Raw genomic sequence first — 16,002 nt, forward strand, 5'->3', positions numbered from 1 at the left:
CAGCACGGGTTTTTCGCCGCCGGCCGCCGGCCGGCCAAGCGTTTCATTAACCGTCGCATCGAATTCTTGCCAGTCCAGCTTTGCTTCCGGCGGCACTTCATAGCCTTGAAATTTTTCCGGCAAATCGTTCGCATCCACCAACCGGTCCGGGTAAATGATGGCCAAACGCTCGATCAGGTTGGAGAGTTCGCGCACGTTACCCGGCCAATGATGCTGCATCAGCACCGCAATCGCATTGCGCGACAGTTTTACCGAGCCCCTGCTGGCCGCTTCCATGCGCCCAATCAAATCGCCGACCAGATAAGGTATGTCTTCCGAGCGCTCGCGCAGCGCCGGCACTTCGATCGGAAACACATTCAACCGGTAGAATAAGTCTTCGCGGAACCGCTTTTCGCTGATTTCCTGCTCCAGTTTGCGATGGGTGGCGGCCACGATGCGCACATCGCATTGTATGGTTTTATTGCTGCCGACCCGTTCGAAGGTTCGCTCCTGCAGAACCCGCAACAATTTAACCTGCATCGGCATCGGCATGTCGCCGATTTCATCCAGAAACAGCGTGCCGCCCTCGGCCAGTTCGAACCGCCCTTGCCGCGACGTCAGCGCGCCGGTAAACGCGCCTTTTTCGTGGCCGAACAATTCGCTTTCCAGCAATTCTCCGGGAATGGCGCCGCAATTGACCGGCACAAAGGGTTTGTCTTTTCGTAAGGAGGCGCGATGCAGGGCCTGGGCCACCACTTCCTTACCGGTGCCGGACTCGCCTAAAATCAAGACCGTGGCATCCGACTTGGCGACTTGATCGATCAGTTCGCGGGTTTTTTGTATCGCCTTGCTGCGTCCGGCCAACCCCTTGTGGGATTGCATTTTTTTCGCCGGCGGCCGCGGCTGAATCAGGTTGTTTAATACTTCCGTCAGAACCGGGTAGACCGTGGGCCATTCCAATACCCGCGACACCATTTGCTGAATCGGCCCCGGCACCGGCTGAGCATCTTTTTCCACCAACAACAAAACCGGTATGTCGCCCGTTTTTTCGGTGACCGTTCGCAGCAGCGCTGCTTGTTTCTCGGCCGCCGCACCCACAAAAACCGCGTCGAAACCCGACAGGTCTTGCAAAATCGGCTGACATTCGCAGCTACCTGCCGTCGTGAATCCATATTCCAGAAACTTCAACACGGCCTCAACTTGCTGAGCTCTGATTACATTGTCATCGATTAGCAAAATGTCGGGCAAAACCATGCGGGTATACTCAATGGGAAGGACGTTTTCGGTCAATGGGCGATTTAAAGCTTTTCAAGTTAAGCATTGAATCCCGTTATTGTCAAAAACCCACAGGTTTCAATTTGTTGAACAATAAACCTCGGCTTCTTCTTAATAATGCCCAGCGCTATTTTCAACTTAAAAGAAGCTTAACGACTTGACAAAACTTCGCCAGCATAGAAACTAGCAACATGTTTTGTAACCCTGAGCCACTTCGTTGAATGATATTCCGTTAAGTATACTGATTAGTCTACTGGTCCTTTTGCTGCTTTTATCCGCTTTTTTCTCCGGCTCCGAAACCGCCCTGATGACGCTAAACCGTTATCGGCTTAAACATTTGGTCAAACAAAAACATCGCGGCGCCACCAAGGCCCACCTGCTGCTTAAACGGCCCGACCGCTTGATAGGCTTGATTTTATTGGGAAACAATTTCGTCAATATATTGGCCTCTTCGATTGCCACCGTAATTGCCATACGCGTGGGCGGCGATGACGCCATTCCCGCCGCCACCGCACTGTTGACCATAGTGGTTTTGATATTTTCCGAAGTGACGCCTAAAACCCTGGCCGCGCTTAAACCGGAGATGCTGGCCTTTATTTCGGCCTGGATCTATGTACCGCTATTGAAGGTGTTTTACCCGATTGTCTGGATCGTTAATTCAATTTCCAACCTGCTGTTACTTATCGTCGGCGTTAATCCTAAAAAGGCCAAGAAAGACGTGATGGATAAAGACGAATTAAAAAGCATCGTCTCGGATACCGACCATCTGTTGCCGGCCCGTTATCAGAATATGCTGCTAAGCATCTTGGACTTGGAGTCCGCCAGCGTCGAGGACATCATGACGCAACGCAAGGAAATTATCGGCATCGACCTGGAAGACAGCATCGAGGACATCATCGAACAGCTGCGCAATAGCCCGCACACCCGTTTGCCAGTCTATAAAAAGAACATCGACCGGGTGATCGGTTTTTTGCACATCCGCAGTGTTTTGTCTCGGATTAATCACACCGAATTCGACAAACAAATCATTACCGAGAGCCTAAGCAAACCTTTTTTCATTCCGGCCAGCACCTCGATTCACAAACAAATGCAAATTTTCAAAACCGAAAAATTGCGCATCGGTTTAGTGGTGGACGAATACGGCGACGTGCAAGGGCTGGTCACTTTAGACGACCTATTGCAGGAAATCGTTGGCGAATTGGTGGCCGAGGAACCCGACATCAAAATCCAAAAAGACGGCAGCTATCTGGTCGATGCCAGCGTCACCGTCAGGGAGCTCAACCGCGTCACCCATTGGGACCTGCCCACGGAAGGCCCCAAAACCTTGAACGGTCTGATCATAGAATACATGGAAACCATCCCCGAGCCCGGCACCAGCATCAAGCTGCATGGACAAATAGTGGAAATTATCCAGCGCGATGAAAACACCGTTAAATTTGTACGCTTTCATCCCGAGCCTGAAACATAAGCACCCGTTTTACCTGCCCCCTGGCCTTTTATCGCGTTGGACAACCCGCCATTTTTAACGGAAAGCTTTTAAAGGGCCGGCCGGCATCGAAAAGTTCAAGCATGACGAATAACCTAGTAATAAAGTAAACTATAGCCTTTAAAAAAACACCAATGCCATGACAGCGACCGACAACGTACACCCTCACGAAATCCACAAATTCGGCTCTCGGGCCGAGCGCTGGTGGGACCCCAATGGCGAATTTAAAACCCTGCACGATGTCAATCCGCTCAGATTGCATTTCATCCGGCAATTTGCCGAATTATCGGGCAGGCGGGTGGTGGACGTCGGCTGCGGCGGCGGAATTTTGACCGAGGGCCTGGCCAAGGCAGGCGCGGAGGCATTAGGCATCGATCTCAGCGAAGAACTGATCGACATTGCCGATTTGCACGGCCTGGAAACCGGCATCACCGCCCATTACCGAAAAATCAGCGCGGAAACCTTGGCCGAGCAGCAGCCGGCCGGTTTCGATCATGTCACCTGCATGGAAATGTTGGAGCACGTACCCGACCCCGCCTCCATCATCCGCGCCTGCGCCGCCTTGGTTAAACCGGGCGGCATGGTGTTTTTTTCCACCCTGAACCGGGTGCCCAAGGCCTATCTGCTGGCCATCCTGGCCGCCGAACATCTGTTGAAAATGGTACCCAAGGGCACCCACGACTATAAAACCTTTATCAAACCGTCCGAATTGTGCCAATCCGCCCGCAATGCCGGTCTGGAATTGCAAGGAATGACGGGGATCGAATATAACCCGTTCAGCAAGCAGTTCAACCTGGGCAAGGATATCGACGTCAATTACATCGCCGCTTTTAAACGGCCCGAGTAAAGCTCATGACCGGTTTCAAATTGGACTGCGTGTTGTTCGACCTGGATGGAACCCTGGTGGATACCGCGCCGGACTTGGTCGCCTGCCTGAACCAGGCCTTGCTTGAGCACGGCTACGCCGCCATCCCGGCAGCCGGGGTCAAACCCTGCATTTCCATGGGCGCCTTGGCCATGATCAAACATGCCGTCCCAAATTCAGACCCGGGCGAACAAAATCAATTACTGGAATACATGCTGGACTGTTATCAAAGCAACATTGCGGCGCATAGCCGTTTTTTCGACGGCATGGGCGAAACCCTGGAAACCATCGAATCTCTCGGACTGAAATGGGGCGTGGTTACCAATAAGCGCGAGCGTTTCACCCTGCCGCTGCTGGAGGCGTTAAATCTCAGCGACAGGGCCGCTTGCGTAATCAGCGGCGACACCACGGCCAACAGCAAGCCGCACCCCGAGCCCATGCTGGCCGCATGCAGGCAAGCCGGGGTCAAGCCGGAAAACTGCGTCTATATCGGCGACGCTCCGCATGACATTGCCGCCGGCAAAAACGCCAACATGAAAACCCTGGCCGCCCTTTACGGCTATATCAAAGACAATGACCGGCCCGAAAACTGGGGGGCGGACGCCCTGATCGAAGAGCCGCGGCAATTACAGCAATGGATAAAAGCTACGCTATGTCATTAAACAATCAGGTCATACTCATCACCGGCGCGGGCGGCGGGCTTGGCGGCACGGCGGCCCTGGCCCTGGCCAAGCAAGGCGCTCAAGTCGTTCTGCTGGATAAAAGCATACCCAAGCTGGAAAAAATCTATGACGCCATCGTCAATGCGGGCGGCCCGGAACCGGTGATGTATCCTTTTGATCTGGCCGGCGCAACCGAAGCGCAATACCAGGACATGGCCGACGCTATCGAACAACGCTACGGCGCCTTGCAGGGTTTGTTGCATTCCGCCGCCGAATTGACTGCCTACACCCCGATAGCCATCCATAAAACCCAAGATTGGGGGCATACGCTCAACGTGAATCTAAACGCGGCCTTTTTGTTGAGCCGAGTGCTATTGCCGGTACTGCAAAAAAGCGCTCACGCCTCCATCGTATTTACCTCGGATTCCGCCGCCCGCAAATCGCAAGCCTACAGCGGCGCTTTCGGCGTATCGAAAATAGCACTGGAGGGGTTCGCCAAAATTCTGGCCGAAGAGTTGGAAGCCGGCGGAAAAATTCGCGTTAACACGCTGGTTCCGGGACCGGTTAACTCGCCTTTACGCAAAAAAGTCTATCCGGCCGAAGATAAAAGCACACTACCCGAAATGGATAGCTTGGCCCCAATTTACTGTTATTTATTTGACGCCGCCAGCCTGGGCATAACCGGTCAAATAATTGACGCACAAAACTTTACACTTTAAATATCGTTATGGCAGACAGAGAAGTTGTTACCTTAACCCGCGACGTGAATATGGTCACCATACCCGACGGCTATCACGGCACCTTGAACAAAGGTCAGGAAGTGACCATTCACCAGTCGCTGGGCAGCAATTACACGGTGATTACCGATTACGGCCACATGGTGCGGATTGCCGGCATCGATGCCGACGCCTTGGGCAAGGAAACCCATGAATTGCATACGCTGGTTTCCGAAACCGACACCAAGGCGGTGGAGAAAAACTGCTGGGAAGTCATGAAAACGGTCTACGACCCGGAAATCCCGGTCAACATCGTCGACTTGGGCTTGGTCTATGCCTGCGATGTCGCCGGCAATGCCGAAGGCGGCCACGACGTACATATCCGCATGACGCTGACCGCACCCGGCTGCGGCATGGGCCCCGTCATCCAAAGCGACGTGGAAAAATGCATCCGCGCCCTGCCCGGCGTCAGCTCGGTCAATGTCGAAGTGGTGCTCGACCCGCCCTGGTCGCGGGAAATGATGTCAGAAGTGGCCCAAGTACAACTGGGCTTATTTTAAACAGGCAAGCGGCAAAAAATTGCCACTTACCCAGACAAAACAACACAACCATTTGAATTAAATAACTAAAATAAATTTGGCACGGCTATAGCTTTTTAAACGTTAAACCGTTAATTCAAGACCTGAGGAAGTGTCATGAAAGAAAAAGCAGCCGAACTGGCCATTGTCAGCAATAAAAGCTTTGAAGCGTCGACAGCCGTCAATCTTCATCATTTCGACATCAGCAGCGCTCTGCAAACTTCATTGGAATTTATTGAGCTGATCAACATATTCTGCAATAAAATCCAAGCCACGATTCCGCACAACAGCGCCGAATATACCAACAGCGAATTCGACTTGACGTTTACCCGCGGCGTAATCGGCCGGCATTCCTGTACTTATGCCTTGAAGGTGGAAGACCAACAGCTAGGCGAATTAAAACTGACCCGTAGCCAACGTTTCGGCAAGGATGAACTCAGAATGCTGGAAAGCCTGTTGTGCTGCCTGATCTATCCGCTCAAAAACGCCACCTTGTTTCAGCAGGCCCTGCAAATGGCCTATACCGACCCTTTGACCAAAACCCATAACCGCACCGCCTTCAACGATACCTTGATGCGGGAAATGAAACGGGCCTATCGCTGCCGGCAAAATTTGTCCGTCATCTTCGTGGATGTCGACCACTTTAAATCGATTAACGACCAATACGGCCACCATTGCGGCGATTTAGCGCTGGCCTCGGTGGCCGGTTGGATCAAAGACAGCGTACGCGCCAGCGATATTGTGTTTCGCTTCGGCGGCGAAGAATTCGTGATTCTATTGGTGGATACCCACCTGGATGACGCCAATATCATAGCCGAGCGCATCAGGACCGATATAGAGTCGCATACGCTGGCTTACGGCATGGATGTATTAAATTTGACCGCCAGCCTGGGCGTCAGCAGCCTGATAGAAGACGACAGTATCGACGCCATCATCAAACGCGCCGACACCGCTATGTATGAAGCCAAGAAACAGGGCCGCAACCGGGTTTGCCTGGGCTAAACATAAGACCGGCCGTGCGTGCCCGGCCCAACCGCGCGCACGGGTCGGCATCGGTTAATTTTCGAACACATCCACCCCTTTGGGCGGTTTAAAGTTAAACAGGCTATCCTGCAGCGCGGGATTCAGTTTGATATTGGAAAAATAGATCCGGGTCAGTTGCCCGAAATTATCGCTTAATTCCATACCGCCCAATTGGCCGTTATTCAAGCCGATCAGAATATATTTAAAACCGCTTTCTTCATTTTTGGGCGAGAGCTTGATCCAGTTTAAATCGTCGTCGCTGCCCTGCTCTTCCAGCACGAATTTTTCATCGATATCCACTTGGCCGGTCAACAACAAGGCCGGCGTGGATCCCAGGGAGTCATCGAGCTGCTTGACAGTCACCTGCTCGAGATCCGCGTCGTAAAACCAAACTTTGCCGGCGTTGGACACGATCTCCTGCGTAAACGGTTTTTGGTAATTCCAGCGGAATTTACCCGGGCGGCTGAGATAAAACTCGCCGAAACTGGCCTGGGCGGCCTGCCCGGCCTTGTTATAACTGACTTGCTTAAATTCCGCCGACAATGAGGCACTGGCTTTTAAAAAGGCCTTGAGCTGATGGATGGGCGCTTCTTCGGCCCGGACACTACCCAGCATGCCTATCGTCAATATCAGCGAACTTACGATTTTTTTTATCATATTCAAAAAGGATTTAAGTGATTAAGCCAGGATCCGGCGGCATCTAAAGCCGAACCGCAATTAGAAGAATACTCGGTAGGCCCCGAGCCATCCACAAACGGATAGGTTTGCGCGCCCGGGCAATTTTCATCGGCCAACCAGCCCGTCTGCGTATCTATCCATTTCATCCGCACATTATCGGGCGCAACCAAGTTCACCGACTGTTTGGCAACCTGCCGCATCAACTCGGACCAAATTTGCAGGGCGCCGGTAGCGCCGGTCAGCCCGGTCGGTTTGTTATCGTCCCGTCCAACCCACACCACCGAAAGATAGTCGCCGCTAAACCCGGCAAACCAGCTATCGCGCAGTTCGTTGGTAGTACCGGTTTTGCCGACCAGATTCATGGTTTCGGGCACGTATTTATACGCCGAGCGTCCGGTGCCCACACGCATCACATCCTGCAAAATCGTATTGGTAATATAGGTGGCCGCCGGGTCAATCGCCTGCCGCACGGTAAACGGATAACTCTGCAATGCCTTGCCGTCGGCGGCATTTACCGCGCGAATCGAACGCAACGGCGTAGCGTAACCGTCTCCCGCCAAGGTTTGGTAGATTTGCGTCACTTCCAGGGGCGAAAGCGGCGCGGCGCCCAACAGCATGGACGGATATAAATCCACCTGCCGGCTTACGCCCATGTTCTTCAGGTTATTGGCAATTCTGCTTAACCCGATGTCCATGCCTATCCTGACCGTGGCCATATTGTAGGAATTCGTCAACGCGACATGCAAAGGCACCACGCCGTGCTCGCGGTTGTCGTAATTATCCGGCGACCAGGTTTTGCCGCCTCCCGCGGGAATTTGCAGACGCGTATCGCTGACCGGCGTGGTGATGGTATAGCGGTCGGGATACTCGAGCGCGGTCAGATACACCACGGGCTTGATTAAGGACCCGATAGGCCTCACGGCATCCAGGGCGCGGTTAAATCCGATATCGTTGGCATCGCGGGCGCCGGCCAACGCCACGATTTCGCCGCTATCGCGGCGGGTGACGATCGCCGCCGATTCCAAATCGTTGCTCTTGGGACTTTTTTCCAGCTGCTTGAGCTTGCCGGCTATCGACTTTTCCAATGCATCCTGCACGCGGGTGTCCAGGGTCGTGACGATGCGCAGGCCTTCCGAAGTCAAGTCTTCTTCCTTATATTCCTGTTTCAGCTGGCGCTTAACCAAATCGATAAAACCGGGATAGCGGTTTGCCGAGCGGTGCGTGACCGCGGCCACCGCCAAAGGCTGCTTTTTGGCTTCCTCGGCCTGTCTGGCGTCGATATAACCTTCCGCCAACATCGAATCCAATACCAGGTTGCGGCGGTCCAACGTATGTTCGGGTTTCCGGCGCGGATCGTATTCCGACGGACCGCGCACCAACGCCACCAAGGTAGCCACTTGCGGCAAATTCAGGGTTTTCAGGGATTGGCCGAAATAAAACTCGCTGGCCAAGCCGAAGCCGTGTACGGCGCTGGCGCCATCCTGCCCTAGAAAAATTTCATTCAGGTAGGCTTCCAGAATCTCGTCCTTGCTGTAGCGATACTCCAGAATCAGCGACATCAAGACTTCCTTGAGTTTTCGCCGCAGCGTGCGCTTGGGGTGCAGGAAAAAATTCTTCACCAATTGCTGGGTGATGGTGCTGCCGCCCTGTACCATGCCGCCGGCTTTCAGGTTCGACCACATGGCGCGGGCAATGCCTTTCGGCGAGATGCCGAAATGATGGTAAAAATCGCGGTCCTCGGTGGAAAGCAGGCCCTGGACGAGGGTTGCGGGCGCATCTTCCAGTTTGATCAGAATCCTGTCTTCCTTACGGGTAGGATAAAAACTGCCGATTTGAATGGGCTCCATGCGCACGATGGCCAACTCATTACCGCTATTGGCGTCGATCAAACTGGTCAGTACGCCGCCGGCAAAACCGATGCTGATTTTTCGGCTTTCTTGCAATTTATCGCCGAAATTAAAAGCCCGGGTTTTGACATTGATCTGTCCGCCCTTCATCGCATAAGAACCCTCGCCCGCTAACTGCGGATCCTGGCGATAATGCAATTGCAGCAAGATGTCCTCGAATTGCTGGCTGTTATATTCCAGACCCGCATACAGTTCCAAGGGACTGGCATAAACCCGGGCCGGGATGGACCAGCGCTTGCCTTCGAATTGTTCGCGAACGGTGTAATCGAGGTATCCGACATAGGATGCCAGCGCAAAGCCGCCCGCCAACAAAAGCGGAAACAGCGCTTTCAACAGCCAAGATGATTTTGATGGGTTTTTTCTGCGCCGGGCGGAAGATGAGTTGTGTCGAGTTCGGGGTCTAGGTCGTCGTGCCATTGAAATAGGAAGGTGTATGCTTAAAAGCCGATAGAAAATATATGCCCATTAGCTAAGGCTATTTAGCTTCGCTAATTATCTACCAAGTGTCATCTTATCGCGATTTACCCGTTTCATTTATAGAACGAACCCATCATGCGAATTAGCTAGGTTTGACAAACACTGTTTTTTTCATACTATACAGGCAATTGTTTTACGGCGCGTAACCTAATTTTACTCTGTCCAGGTACTCGGCTCGGCAATCATAAACCAAAGGCGGCCGGCGTTCGGGTTGCTAATTAAATTTTAATCTTTATTCAAGTGAATGATTTGAACGATTCGGACAAGCGCCGCCATCCGCGGCTTAAGCACCGCGCCAAAATCAAGGTAACGCCCCCCCATCCCTCCGGCTTGTTTTTCGCCAATATGCGCGATTTTTCCGAGAGCGGGCTGTTTTTGCTGTGTTCTGACGAGTTGATCCCGGACATAAACACCACCGTGGAAGTACAAACCACGGAATTTGAAGATGCCCCGATCCGGGCCACTAAAGTGGTGCGCATTGAACCGGGCGTTGGCTTCGGGGTTGAATTTATTTAGCCTGTCAGGCAACAACATCCAACAGTGAACCGTTCGAATTCGAACCCTGCCTGCTTTTAAGCAGCAGCTCGGCACTCGCTTTATTTGCCATGGCCGTTGCCTTGCTCGCCACACTTAAATCCTGGCCGGAAGGTTGCGCGGGCGCCAAAGCCGCCCGGCGGATGGTTTCGGCCTTCAGTAACGTGGCCTGTGGATCATTCGCGACCGGGGACACGTCGATACCGACTTCTCCGCCGGTAGCATAGCGCTGACCGTCGGGGCCGGTTACATATTGGAAACTAGCGCCACTGGTGGCAAGGCCGCCGGCCGCGGCCAAATGAGCCTGTTCATGCGCGCGGACTTCGCTGTCCCGGGCTTTTAAGGCTTGAATTTCGCGTTGCTGCCGGTCATCGAGCCCGGTTGCATTTTGGCCGGACGCATCGATTTCCCGCCCATTATCAGAGGCGGTTTTATCCTGACTCTGAAAGCGCTGCATAAAGCCGGCATTAACAATGGAAGAACTGGTTATCTGCATAGTGAGAACCCGAATTTTTACTGCAAAAACCTGGCTGGGACTATAACGCTAATTCAGAGCTTTGTACAATAACGCGCAAGCAAACTCCTAAAGGTAGAAACCGATGTCCGGCAAACGGCGCATGGAAATCAGTCAATCGGCAATTACCGGTATCATAGCCGAACCGCTTGCCGCCCCGAATTCATCCCAGCCCATGCAAAAACCTTTCAAAATACAGAGCCGTTATCAACCGGCCGGCGACCAACCCACCGCGATCCGGGAATTGGTCGAGGGCCTCAACGATGGGGAACTGCACCAAACCCTGCTGGGCGTTACCGGTTCCGGCAAGACTTTTACCATCGCCAACGTGATCCAGCAAACCCAGCGGCCGGCCATGATCATGGCCCCCAACAAGACCCTGGCGGCGCAACTATACGGCGAAATGAAGGAATTTTTTCCGGAAAACAGCGTCGAGTATTTCGTCTCCTATTACGACTATTACCAGCCCGAGGCCTACATTCCGGCTTCCGACACCTTCATCGACAAGGACGCTTCGCTGAACGAACACATCGAACAAATGCGGCTGTCCGCCACCAAAGCCCTGCTGGAGCGGCGCGACACCATCGTGGTCGCGACCGTCTCGGCGATTTACGGCTTGGGCGAACCGGAATCCTACTTCCAGATGGTGCTGCACCTGGTGCGCGGCGACATGATCAAACAGCGCGACATCCTTCGCCGCTTGGCGGAAATGCAATACACCCGCAACGACACCGAACTGCGCCGGGCCACTTACCGGGTGCGCGGCGAGGTGATTGACGTATTCCCGGCCGAATCGGAAGAGCAAGCCCTGCGCATCGAATTATTCGACGACGAAATCGAACGGCTGTCCATGTTCGACCCGTTGACCGGCGAAGTGCTGCAGCGCATGGCGCGTTTTACGCTTTACCCCAAAAGCCATTACGTCACCCCGCGCGACCAGTTGCTGGCGGCGGTGGAAAAAATCAAGATCGAACTGGCCGAACGCCTGGAACAGCTACGCGACAACCACAAGTTGGTGGAAGCGCAGCGCCTGGAACAACGCACGCTGTTCGACATCGAGATGATCATGGAAGTCGGCTATTGCTCCGGCATCGAAAACTATTCCCGGCATCTATCCAACCGCGCCGACGGCGAATCGCCGCCCACCATGTTCGATTATTTGCCCAAGGACGCCTTGGTCATCATCGACGAAAGCCACGTCACGGTGCCGCAAATCGGCGCCATGTACAAGGGCGACCGTTCGCGCAAGGAAACCCTGGTCGAATACGGCTTCCGCCTGCCGTCTGCGCTGGACAACCGGCCGCTGAAATTCGACGAATTCGAGGCCATCTGCGGCCAGCGCATCTACGTCTCGGCCACGCCTGGGCCTTACGAGAAAGAACATTCCGGCGCCGTGGTGGAACAAGTAGTTCGCCCCACCGGGCTGGTCGACCCCATAGTGGAAGTCCGCCCCGCCACCACCCAGGTCGACGATCTGCTGTCGGAATTGAATAAACGCATCGCCGTCAAAGAGCGGGTACTGGTCACCACGCTGACCAAACGCATGTCGGAAGACTTGACCGATTACCTGATGGAACACGACATCAAAGTGCGCTACCTGCATTCGGACATTCAAACCGTGGAACGGGTGGAAATCATCCGCGACTTGCGCCTGGGCGTATTCGACGTGCTGGTAGGCATCAACCTGCTGCGGGAAGGTTTGGACATTCCGGAAGTTTCCTTGGTAGCCATTTTGGATGCCGATAAGGAGGGTTTCCTGCGCTCGGTGGTGTCTCTGGTGCAAACCATAGGCCGCGCCGCCCGCAACGCCAACGGCAAAGCCATCCTCTACGGCGATAAAATCACCCGCTCGATGCGGCAGGCCATCGACGAAACCGAACGCCGCCGCAACAAGCAGATCGCCTTCAATACGGAACACCACATTCAACCCAAGACGATTTTCAAATCGGTCACCGACATCCTGGAAATTGCCATCCCCGGTTCCGGCGGTTCGATCAACAGCGCCCGCGCCAAAGTCGCGGAGCCCGCCAGCGAATACAAAGCCCTGACCCCCAAACAAGCCGCTAAGACATTGAAACAACTGGAAGAAAAAATGTACCGGCACGCCAAGAATCTGGAATTCGAGGAGGCGGCTCACGTTAGGGACCAAATCAAATTATTGCAGGCTGAAATGGTGGTATAACCGGCTACCCGTGCATTGCACACTATCTCTCCGGCAATGGGCATAGCCGATATCCGCGGTTAATCGTTTAGCCGAACGCCCTCTCTCCCCCGGCACCCAAAGATAACGACGCAAGCGGCGGCCTTGTAATTTACGGTTTACCGTGCATGTAAAAAACCGGGGCACGGCTATTTACCTCTTTGCACGCCTCACATGCCCAATCAACATGGTATTTTCGCCGCAAAACCGGCGCTTCCAGCCGACCGGCAAAATAAGATAAACCGGTACTTGCCATTACAGTTTCGATTCGATACTATCATGCCGCCAGCGACAAAACCTCATCCAGCCGAGATGCCGGTGTCGTCGTAATTCATAGACTTAGAGGGGCGGAATCATGAAAACACATCTTCGTTATTACTTGGGCCATTTCCGGCAAGATTTTTCAGCCAGCATAGTGGTGTTTTTGGTGGCATTGCCGCTATGCCTCGGCATTGCCCTGGCATCCGGCGCACCTTTGTTTTCCGGCATCATTTCCGGCATGGTGGGCGGTGTAATCGTCTCCTGGCTCAGCCGCTCGCAATTAAGCGTGTCGGGCCCCGCCGCCGGTTTGACGGTGATCGTATTTACCGCCATCGAGACCTTGGGCGATTTCAATGCCTTTTTATTAAGCTTGACCATTGCCGGCATTCTGCAATTTTTCATGGGCGTGTTCCGGGCCGGCTCGATTGCGGCCTTTTTCCCGGCCTCGGTCATCAAGGGGATGCTGGCGGCTATCGGCATGATTTTAATCATCAAACAAATTCCGCATGCCACCGGTTACGACGCCAGTTTCGTCGGCGACGAAAGCTATATGCAGGAGACCGCCCGTTCCAGTTTCTTCGAATTATCGCAATCGCTGCACGGCGTATCTCTGGGCGCTACGTTGATCAGCACGGTTTCGCTGATGATTCTGATTATCTGGGACAGCCGTTGGATCAAGCGCAATGTCTGGCTGCGCCTGATTCCCGGCCCTCTGCTGGCCGTAGCGTGGGGAGTAGGTTTTAATCAATGGGCGCAACTGCATGCGCCGGAGTGGAGTTTGAACATCAGACATTTGGTCTCGTTGCCGGAGTTGGGTAGCACCCGCAATTTCCTCTACCAACTGCAATTACCCGACTTTACCGCACTGACCAACCCCAAGATTTACAGCATCGCCTTGACCTTGGCCATCGTTGCCAGCCTGGAAACATTATTGAGCGTGGAAGCGGTGGACAAACTCGATCCCCACAAACGGGTGACGCCTACCAACCATGAATTGAGGGCGCAAGGACTGGGCAACTTCATCTGCGGCATGTTGGGCGGCTTGCCGCTTACCGCGGTTATCGTCCGTAGCGCCGCCAACGTCAACGCCGGTGGCCAAACCCGCGTCTCCTGTTTCTTGCACGGCGTCCTGCTGGCGGTCAGCGTGGTATTCTTTGCCCATTACCTCAACCTGATTCCCTTGGCCTGCTTGGCCGCCATTTTGCTGCAAACCGGGTACAAACTGGCCAAACCGATGATGTTCTTCGAATTTTACCGCAAAGGTTTCAGCCAGTTCGTCCCCTTCACCATCACCGTATTCGCCATTCTGTTCACCGACCTGCTGGAAGGCATTGCGATCGGCATGGCGTGCGGCATTTTCTTCGTGTTGTGGTCGGATTTCCATTCGGCCATGACGCTGACCCAACACGGCTCTCATTATCTGCTGCGGCTACACAAGGACGTGTCTTTTTTAAACAAGGCCCTGTTGCGCAAACACTTGGCCCATATCAAGGACAACAGCGTATTAATCATAGACGGCAGCCGCGCCTTGTTTATCGACCAGGACATCATGGAAACCATCGCCGATTTTCTGATTGCCGCCCGCGACCGCGATATCGAAGTCGACCTGCAGGGCTTCGCCACCGATTCGCCGCTGCTGCAAATCCCGTCGTCGCCGAACGAGTTGGTTTTGGCAACCGGCCACTAACCGGGCAAGTTTCCAAGACAGCGGATGACACCGGGGCGGGCGCGCTGCCAGCCCGGAACACGCTTTGGCAACACCGGCGGGGTTAACGGCATGAATATACAGCGCGGAACGGCCAAACTGCCTCGGCTTTTATTGGTCAGCCTCGCCCTGGCGGCGAGCCAGACAGGCGAGGCGGCCGACACTGGGGAAGGTTATTTATTCTCCCGGCTGGGCGAGCGGGATCCCAATCGGTCCAGCTACTTCAATGCCGGGGACTTGCATCTGGGCGGCTGGTTGAACGCCGGTTTCAGCATCAATCCCGACCGGCCCGCCGATAATTTCAACGGCCCGGTCGGTTTTTCCGACCGCGCCAACGAGCTGCAACTCAATCAACTGTATTTATATCTGGAACGGGTTACGGACGCCTCCCCCGATACCTGGAGCTGGGGCGGGCGGCTGGACTTCGTATTCGGCAGCGATGCATTTTACACCCGCTCGATGGGCGACATCGGCGATCACTGGGACGCTCACTTGCTGCACCAGCGCATTTACGGCATTGCCTTTCCTCAGGCCTATCTGGATATTTTCGCGCCGATCGGCACCGGGCTGCATGTAAAGTTGGGCGAATTTTATACGCTGGTGGGCAATGAATCGGTCATGGCGCCGGATAATTTCTTTTATTCGCGTTCTTACGCCATGCAATTCGGCGAGCCGTTTTCGCATACCGGCGTACTGGCGGCTTATGCGCTTAACCGGAATCTGGAGCTGACAGCGGGCGCGGTGACGGGCAGTCCCTTCGCCGGCTGGGACGGCAGTTTCGAGCATCATCTGGAAAACTGGGGCTTTGCCGGCGGACTCAACTTTGCATCCGCGCAAACCGGCACCACGCTCGCCGTAACCGGCACCCACGGCAGTTCTAGCGATACCCCGGCCCGAGACGTCAATCTTTACAGCATCGTCGCAAAACAGAACGTGGGCGAACAATGGCAACTGACCTTGCAGCATGATTACGGCTGGATGTCGGCGGCCGCGGAACACGCCGGGGCTGAATGGTATGGCGTCATCGGCTATTTGAATCTCGAGCTTAATCCAGAGTGGTCGGCGGGCCTGCGGCTGGAGTGGTTTCGGGACGACGACGGCGCTAGAGTCGGCAGCCCGGCCCGGTTTCCGGCCAACCCGGG

At 54.4% G+C, this 16,002-nt stretch carries 14 protein-coding genes; 10 read left to right on the forward strand and 4 right to left on the reverse strand.

The genetic code is table 11. The annotated features are described in order from the left end of the window. The coding region (locus tag NP596_RS14445) for a sigma-54 dependent transcriptional regulator (RefSeq protein ID WP_256616092.1) at nucleotides 1-1,233 on the reverse strand (1,233 nt) is incomplete at its 3' end. Nucleotides 1,234-1,471: 238 nt separating this feature from the next. Here NP596_RS14445 and NP596_RS14450 point away from each other — a divergent pair. The 6 genes from NP596_RS14450 to NP596_RS14475 all read left to right on the forward strand — a co-directional run bounded on the left by NP596_RS14450 (nucleotide 1,472) and on the right by NP596_RS14475 (nucleotide 6,563). After that, nucleotides 1,472-2,722, forward strand: coding sequence for an HlyC/CorC family transporter (locus NP596_RS14450; RefSeq protein ID WP_256616093.1), 1,251 nt, complete (start codon nucleotides 1,472-1,474; stop codon nucleotides 2,720-2,722). A 157-nt stretch (nucleotides 2,723-2,879) separates the two neighbouring features. Continuing rightward, nucleotides 2,880-3,587: a bifunctional 2-polyprenyl-6-hydroxyphenol methylase/3-demethylubiquinol 3-O-methyltransferase UbiG gene (gene ubiG, locus NP596_RS14455; protein ID WP_256616094.1), complete on the forward strand. Its 708-nt coding sequence runs from the start codon at nucleotides 2,880-2,882 to the stop codon at nucleotides 3,585-3,587. 5 nt (nucleotides 3,588-3,592) lie between these two features. After that, on the forward strand, nucleotides 3,593-4,267 hold the full coding sequence (locus NP596_RS14460; RefSeq protein WP_256616095.1) for an HAD family hydrolase: 675 nt from the start codon (nucleotides 3,593-3,595) through the stop codon (nucleotides 4,265-4,267). Continuing rightward, nucleotides 4,258-4,986, forward strand: a complete 729-nt coding sequence (locus NP596_RS14465) for an SDR family NAD(P)-dependent oxidoreductase (RefSeq protein WP_256616096.1) — start codon at nucleotides 4,258-4,260, stop codon at nucleotides 4,984-4,986. The genes NP596_RS14460 and NP596_RS14465 overlap by 10 nt, the downstream gene beginning before the upstream one ends. 8 nt (nucleotides 4,987-4,994) lie before the next feature. After that, nucleotides 4,995-5,543, forward strand: coding sequence for a putative Fe-S cluster assembly protein SufT (gene sufT, locus NP596_RS14470; protein ID WP_256616097.1), 549 nt, complete (start codon nucleotides 4,995-4,997; stop codon nucleotides 5,541-5,543). A gap of 135 nt (nucleotides 5,544-5,678) precedes the next feature. Continuing rightward, nucleotides 5,679-6,563: a GGDEF domain-containing protein gene (locus NP596_RS14475; RefSeq protein WP_256616098.1), complete on the forward strand. Its 885-nt coding sequence runs from the start codon at nucleotides 5,679-5,681 to the stop codon at nucleotides 6,561-6,563. A gap of 54 nt (nucleotides 6,564-6,617) precedes the next feature. On the opposite strand, the gene lolA is transcribed toward NP596_RS14475, so the two are convergent. Further along, nucleotides 6,618-7,241, reverse strand: a complete 624-nt coding sequence (gene lolA, locus NP596_RS14480) for an outer membrane lipoprotein periplasmic chaperone LolA (RefSeq protein ID WP_256616099.1) — start codon at nucleotides 7,239-7,241, stop codon at nucleotides 6,618-6,620. Nucleotides 7,242-7,243: 2 nt separating this feature from the next. Beyond that, nucleotides 7,244-9,586: a penicillin-binding protein 1B gene (mrcB, locus tag NP596_RS14485; RefSeq protein ID WP_256616100.1), complete on the reverse strand. Its 2,343-nt coding sequence runs from the start codon at nucleotides 9,584-9,586 to the stop codon at nucleotides 7,244-7,246. Between the two features lie 300 nt (nucleotides 9,587-9,886). Between mrcB and NP596_RS14490 the strand changes: the two genes are divergently transcribed. After that, nucleotides 9,887-10,162 (forward strand): PilZ domain-containing protein, encoded by a 276-nt coding sequence (locus NP596_RS14490; RefSeq protein ID WP_256616101.1) that lies wholly within the window; start codon nucleotides 9,887-9,889, stop codon nucleotides 10,160-10,162. Nucleotides 10,163-10,166: 4 nt separating this feature from the next. On the opposite strand, the gene NP596_RS14495 is transcribed toward NP596_RS14490, so the two are convergent. Continuing rightward, nucleotides 10,167-10,676: a putative metalloprotease CJM1_0395 family protein gene (locus tag NP596_RS14495; protein WP_256616102.1), complete on the reverse strand. Its 510-nt coding sequence runs from the start codon at nucleotides 10,674-10,676 to the stop codon at nucleotides 10,167-10,169. A 193-nt stretch (nucleotides 10,677-10,869) separates the two neighbouring features. Here NP596_RS14495 and uvrB point away from each other — a divergent pair, with 193 nt between their 5' ends. The 3 genes from uvrB to NP596_RS14510 all read left to right on the forward strand — a co-directional run. Further along, complete coding sequence (gene uvrB, locus NP596_RS14500; protein ID WP_256616106.1) at nucleotides 10,870-12,876, forward strand: excinuclease ABC subunit UvrB; 2,007 nt, start codon at nucleotides 10,870-10,872, stop codon at nucleotides 12,874-12,876. Nucleotides 12,877-13,249: 373 nt separating this feature from the next. Beyond that, nucleotides 13,250-14,842, forward strand: coding sequence for a SulP family inorganic anion transporter (locus tag NP596_RS14505; RefSeq protein WP_256616104.1), 1,593 nt, complete (start codon nucleotides 13,250-13,252; stop codon nucleotides 14,840-14,842). 90 nt (nucleotides 14,843-14,932) lie between these two features. After that, nucleotides 14,933-16,002: outer membrane beta-barrel protein (locus NP596_RS14510; protein ID WP_256616105.1), on the forward strand; the 1,070-nt coding region annotated here is incomplete at its 3' end.

The sequence above is a fragment of the Methylomonas rivi genome, from assembly GCF_024505165.1.
Lineage (GTDB): Bacteria > Pseudomonadota > Gammaproteobacteria > Methylococcales > Methylomonadaceae > Methylomonas > Methylomonas rivi.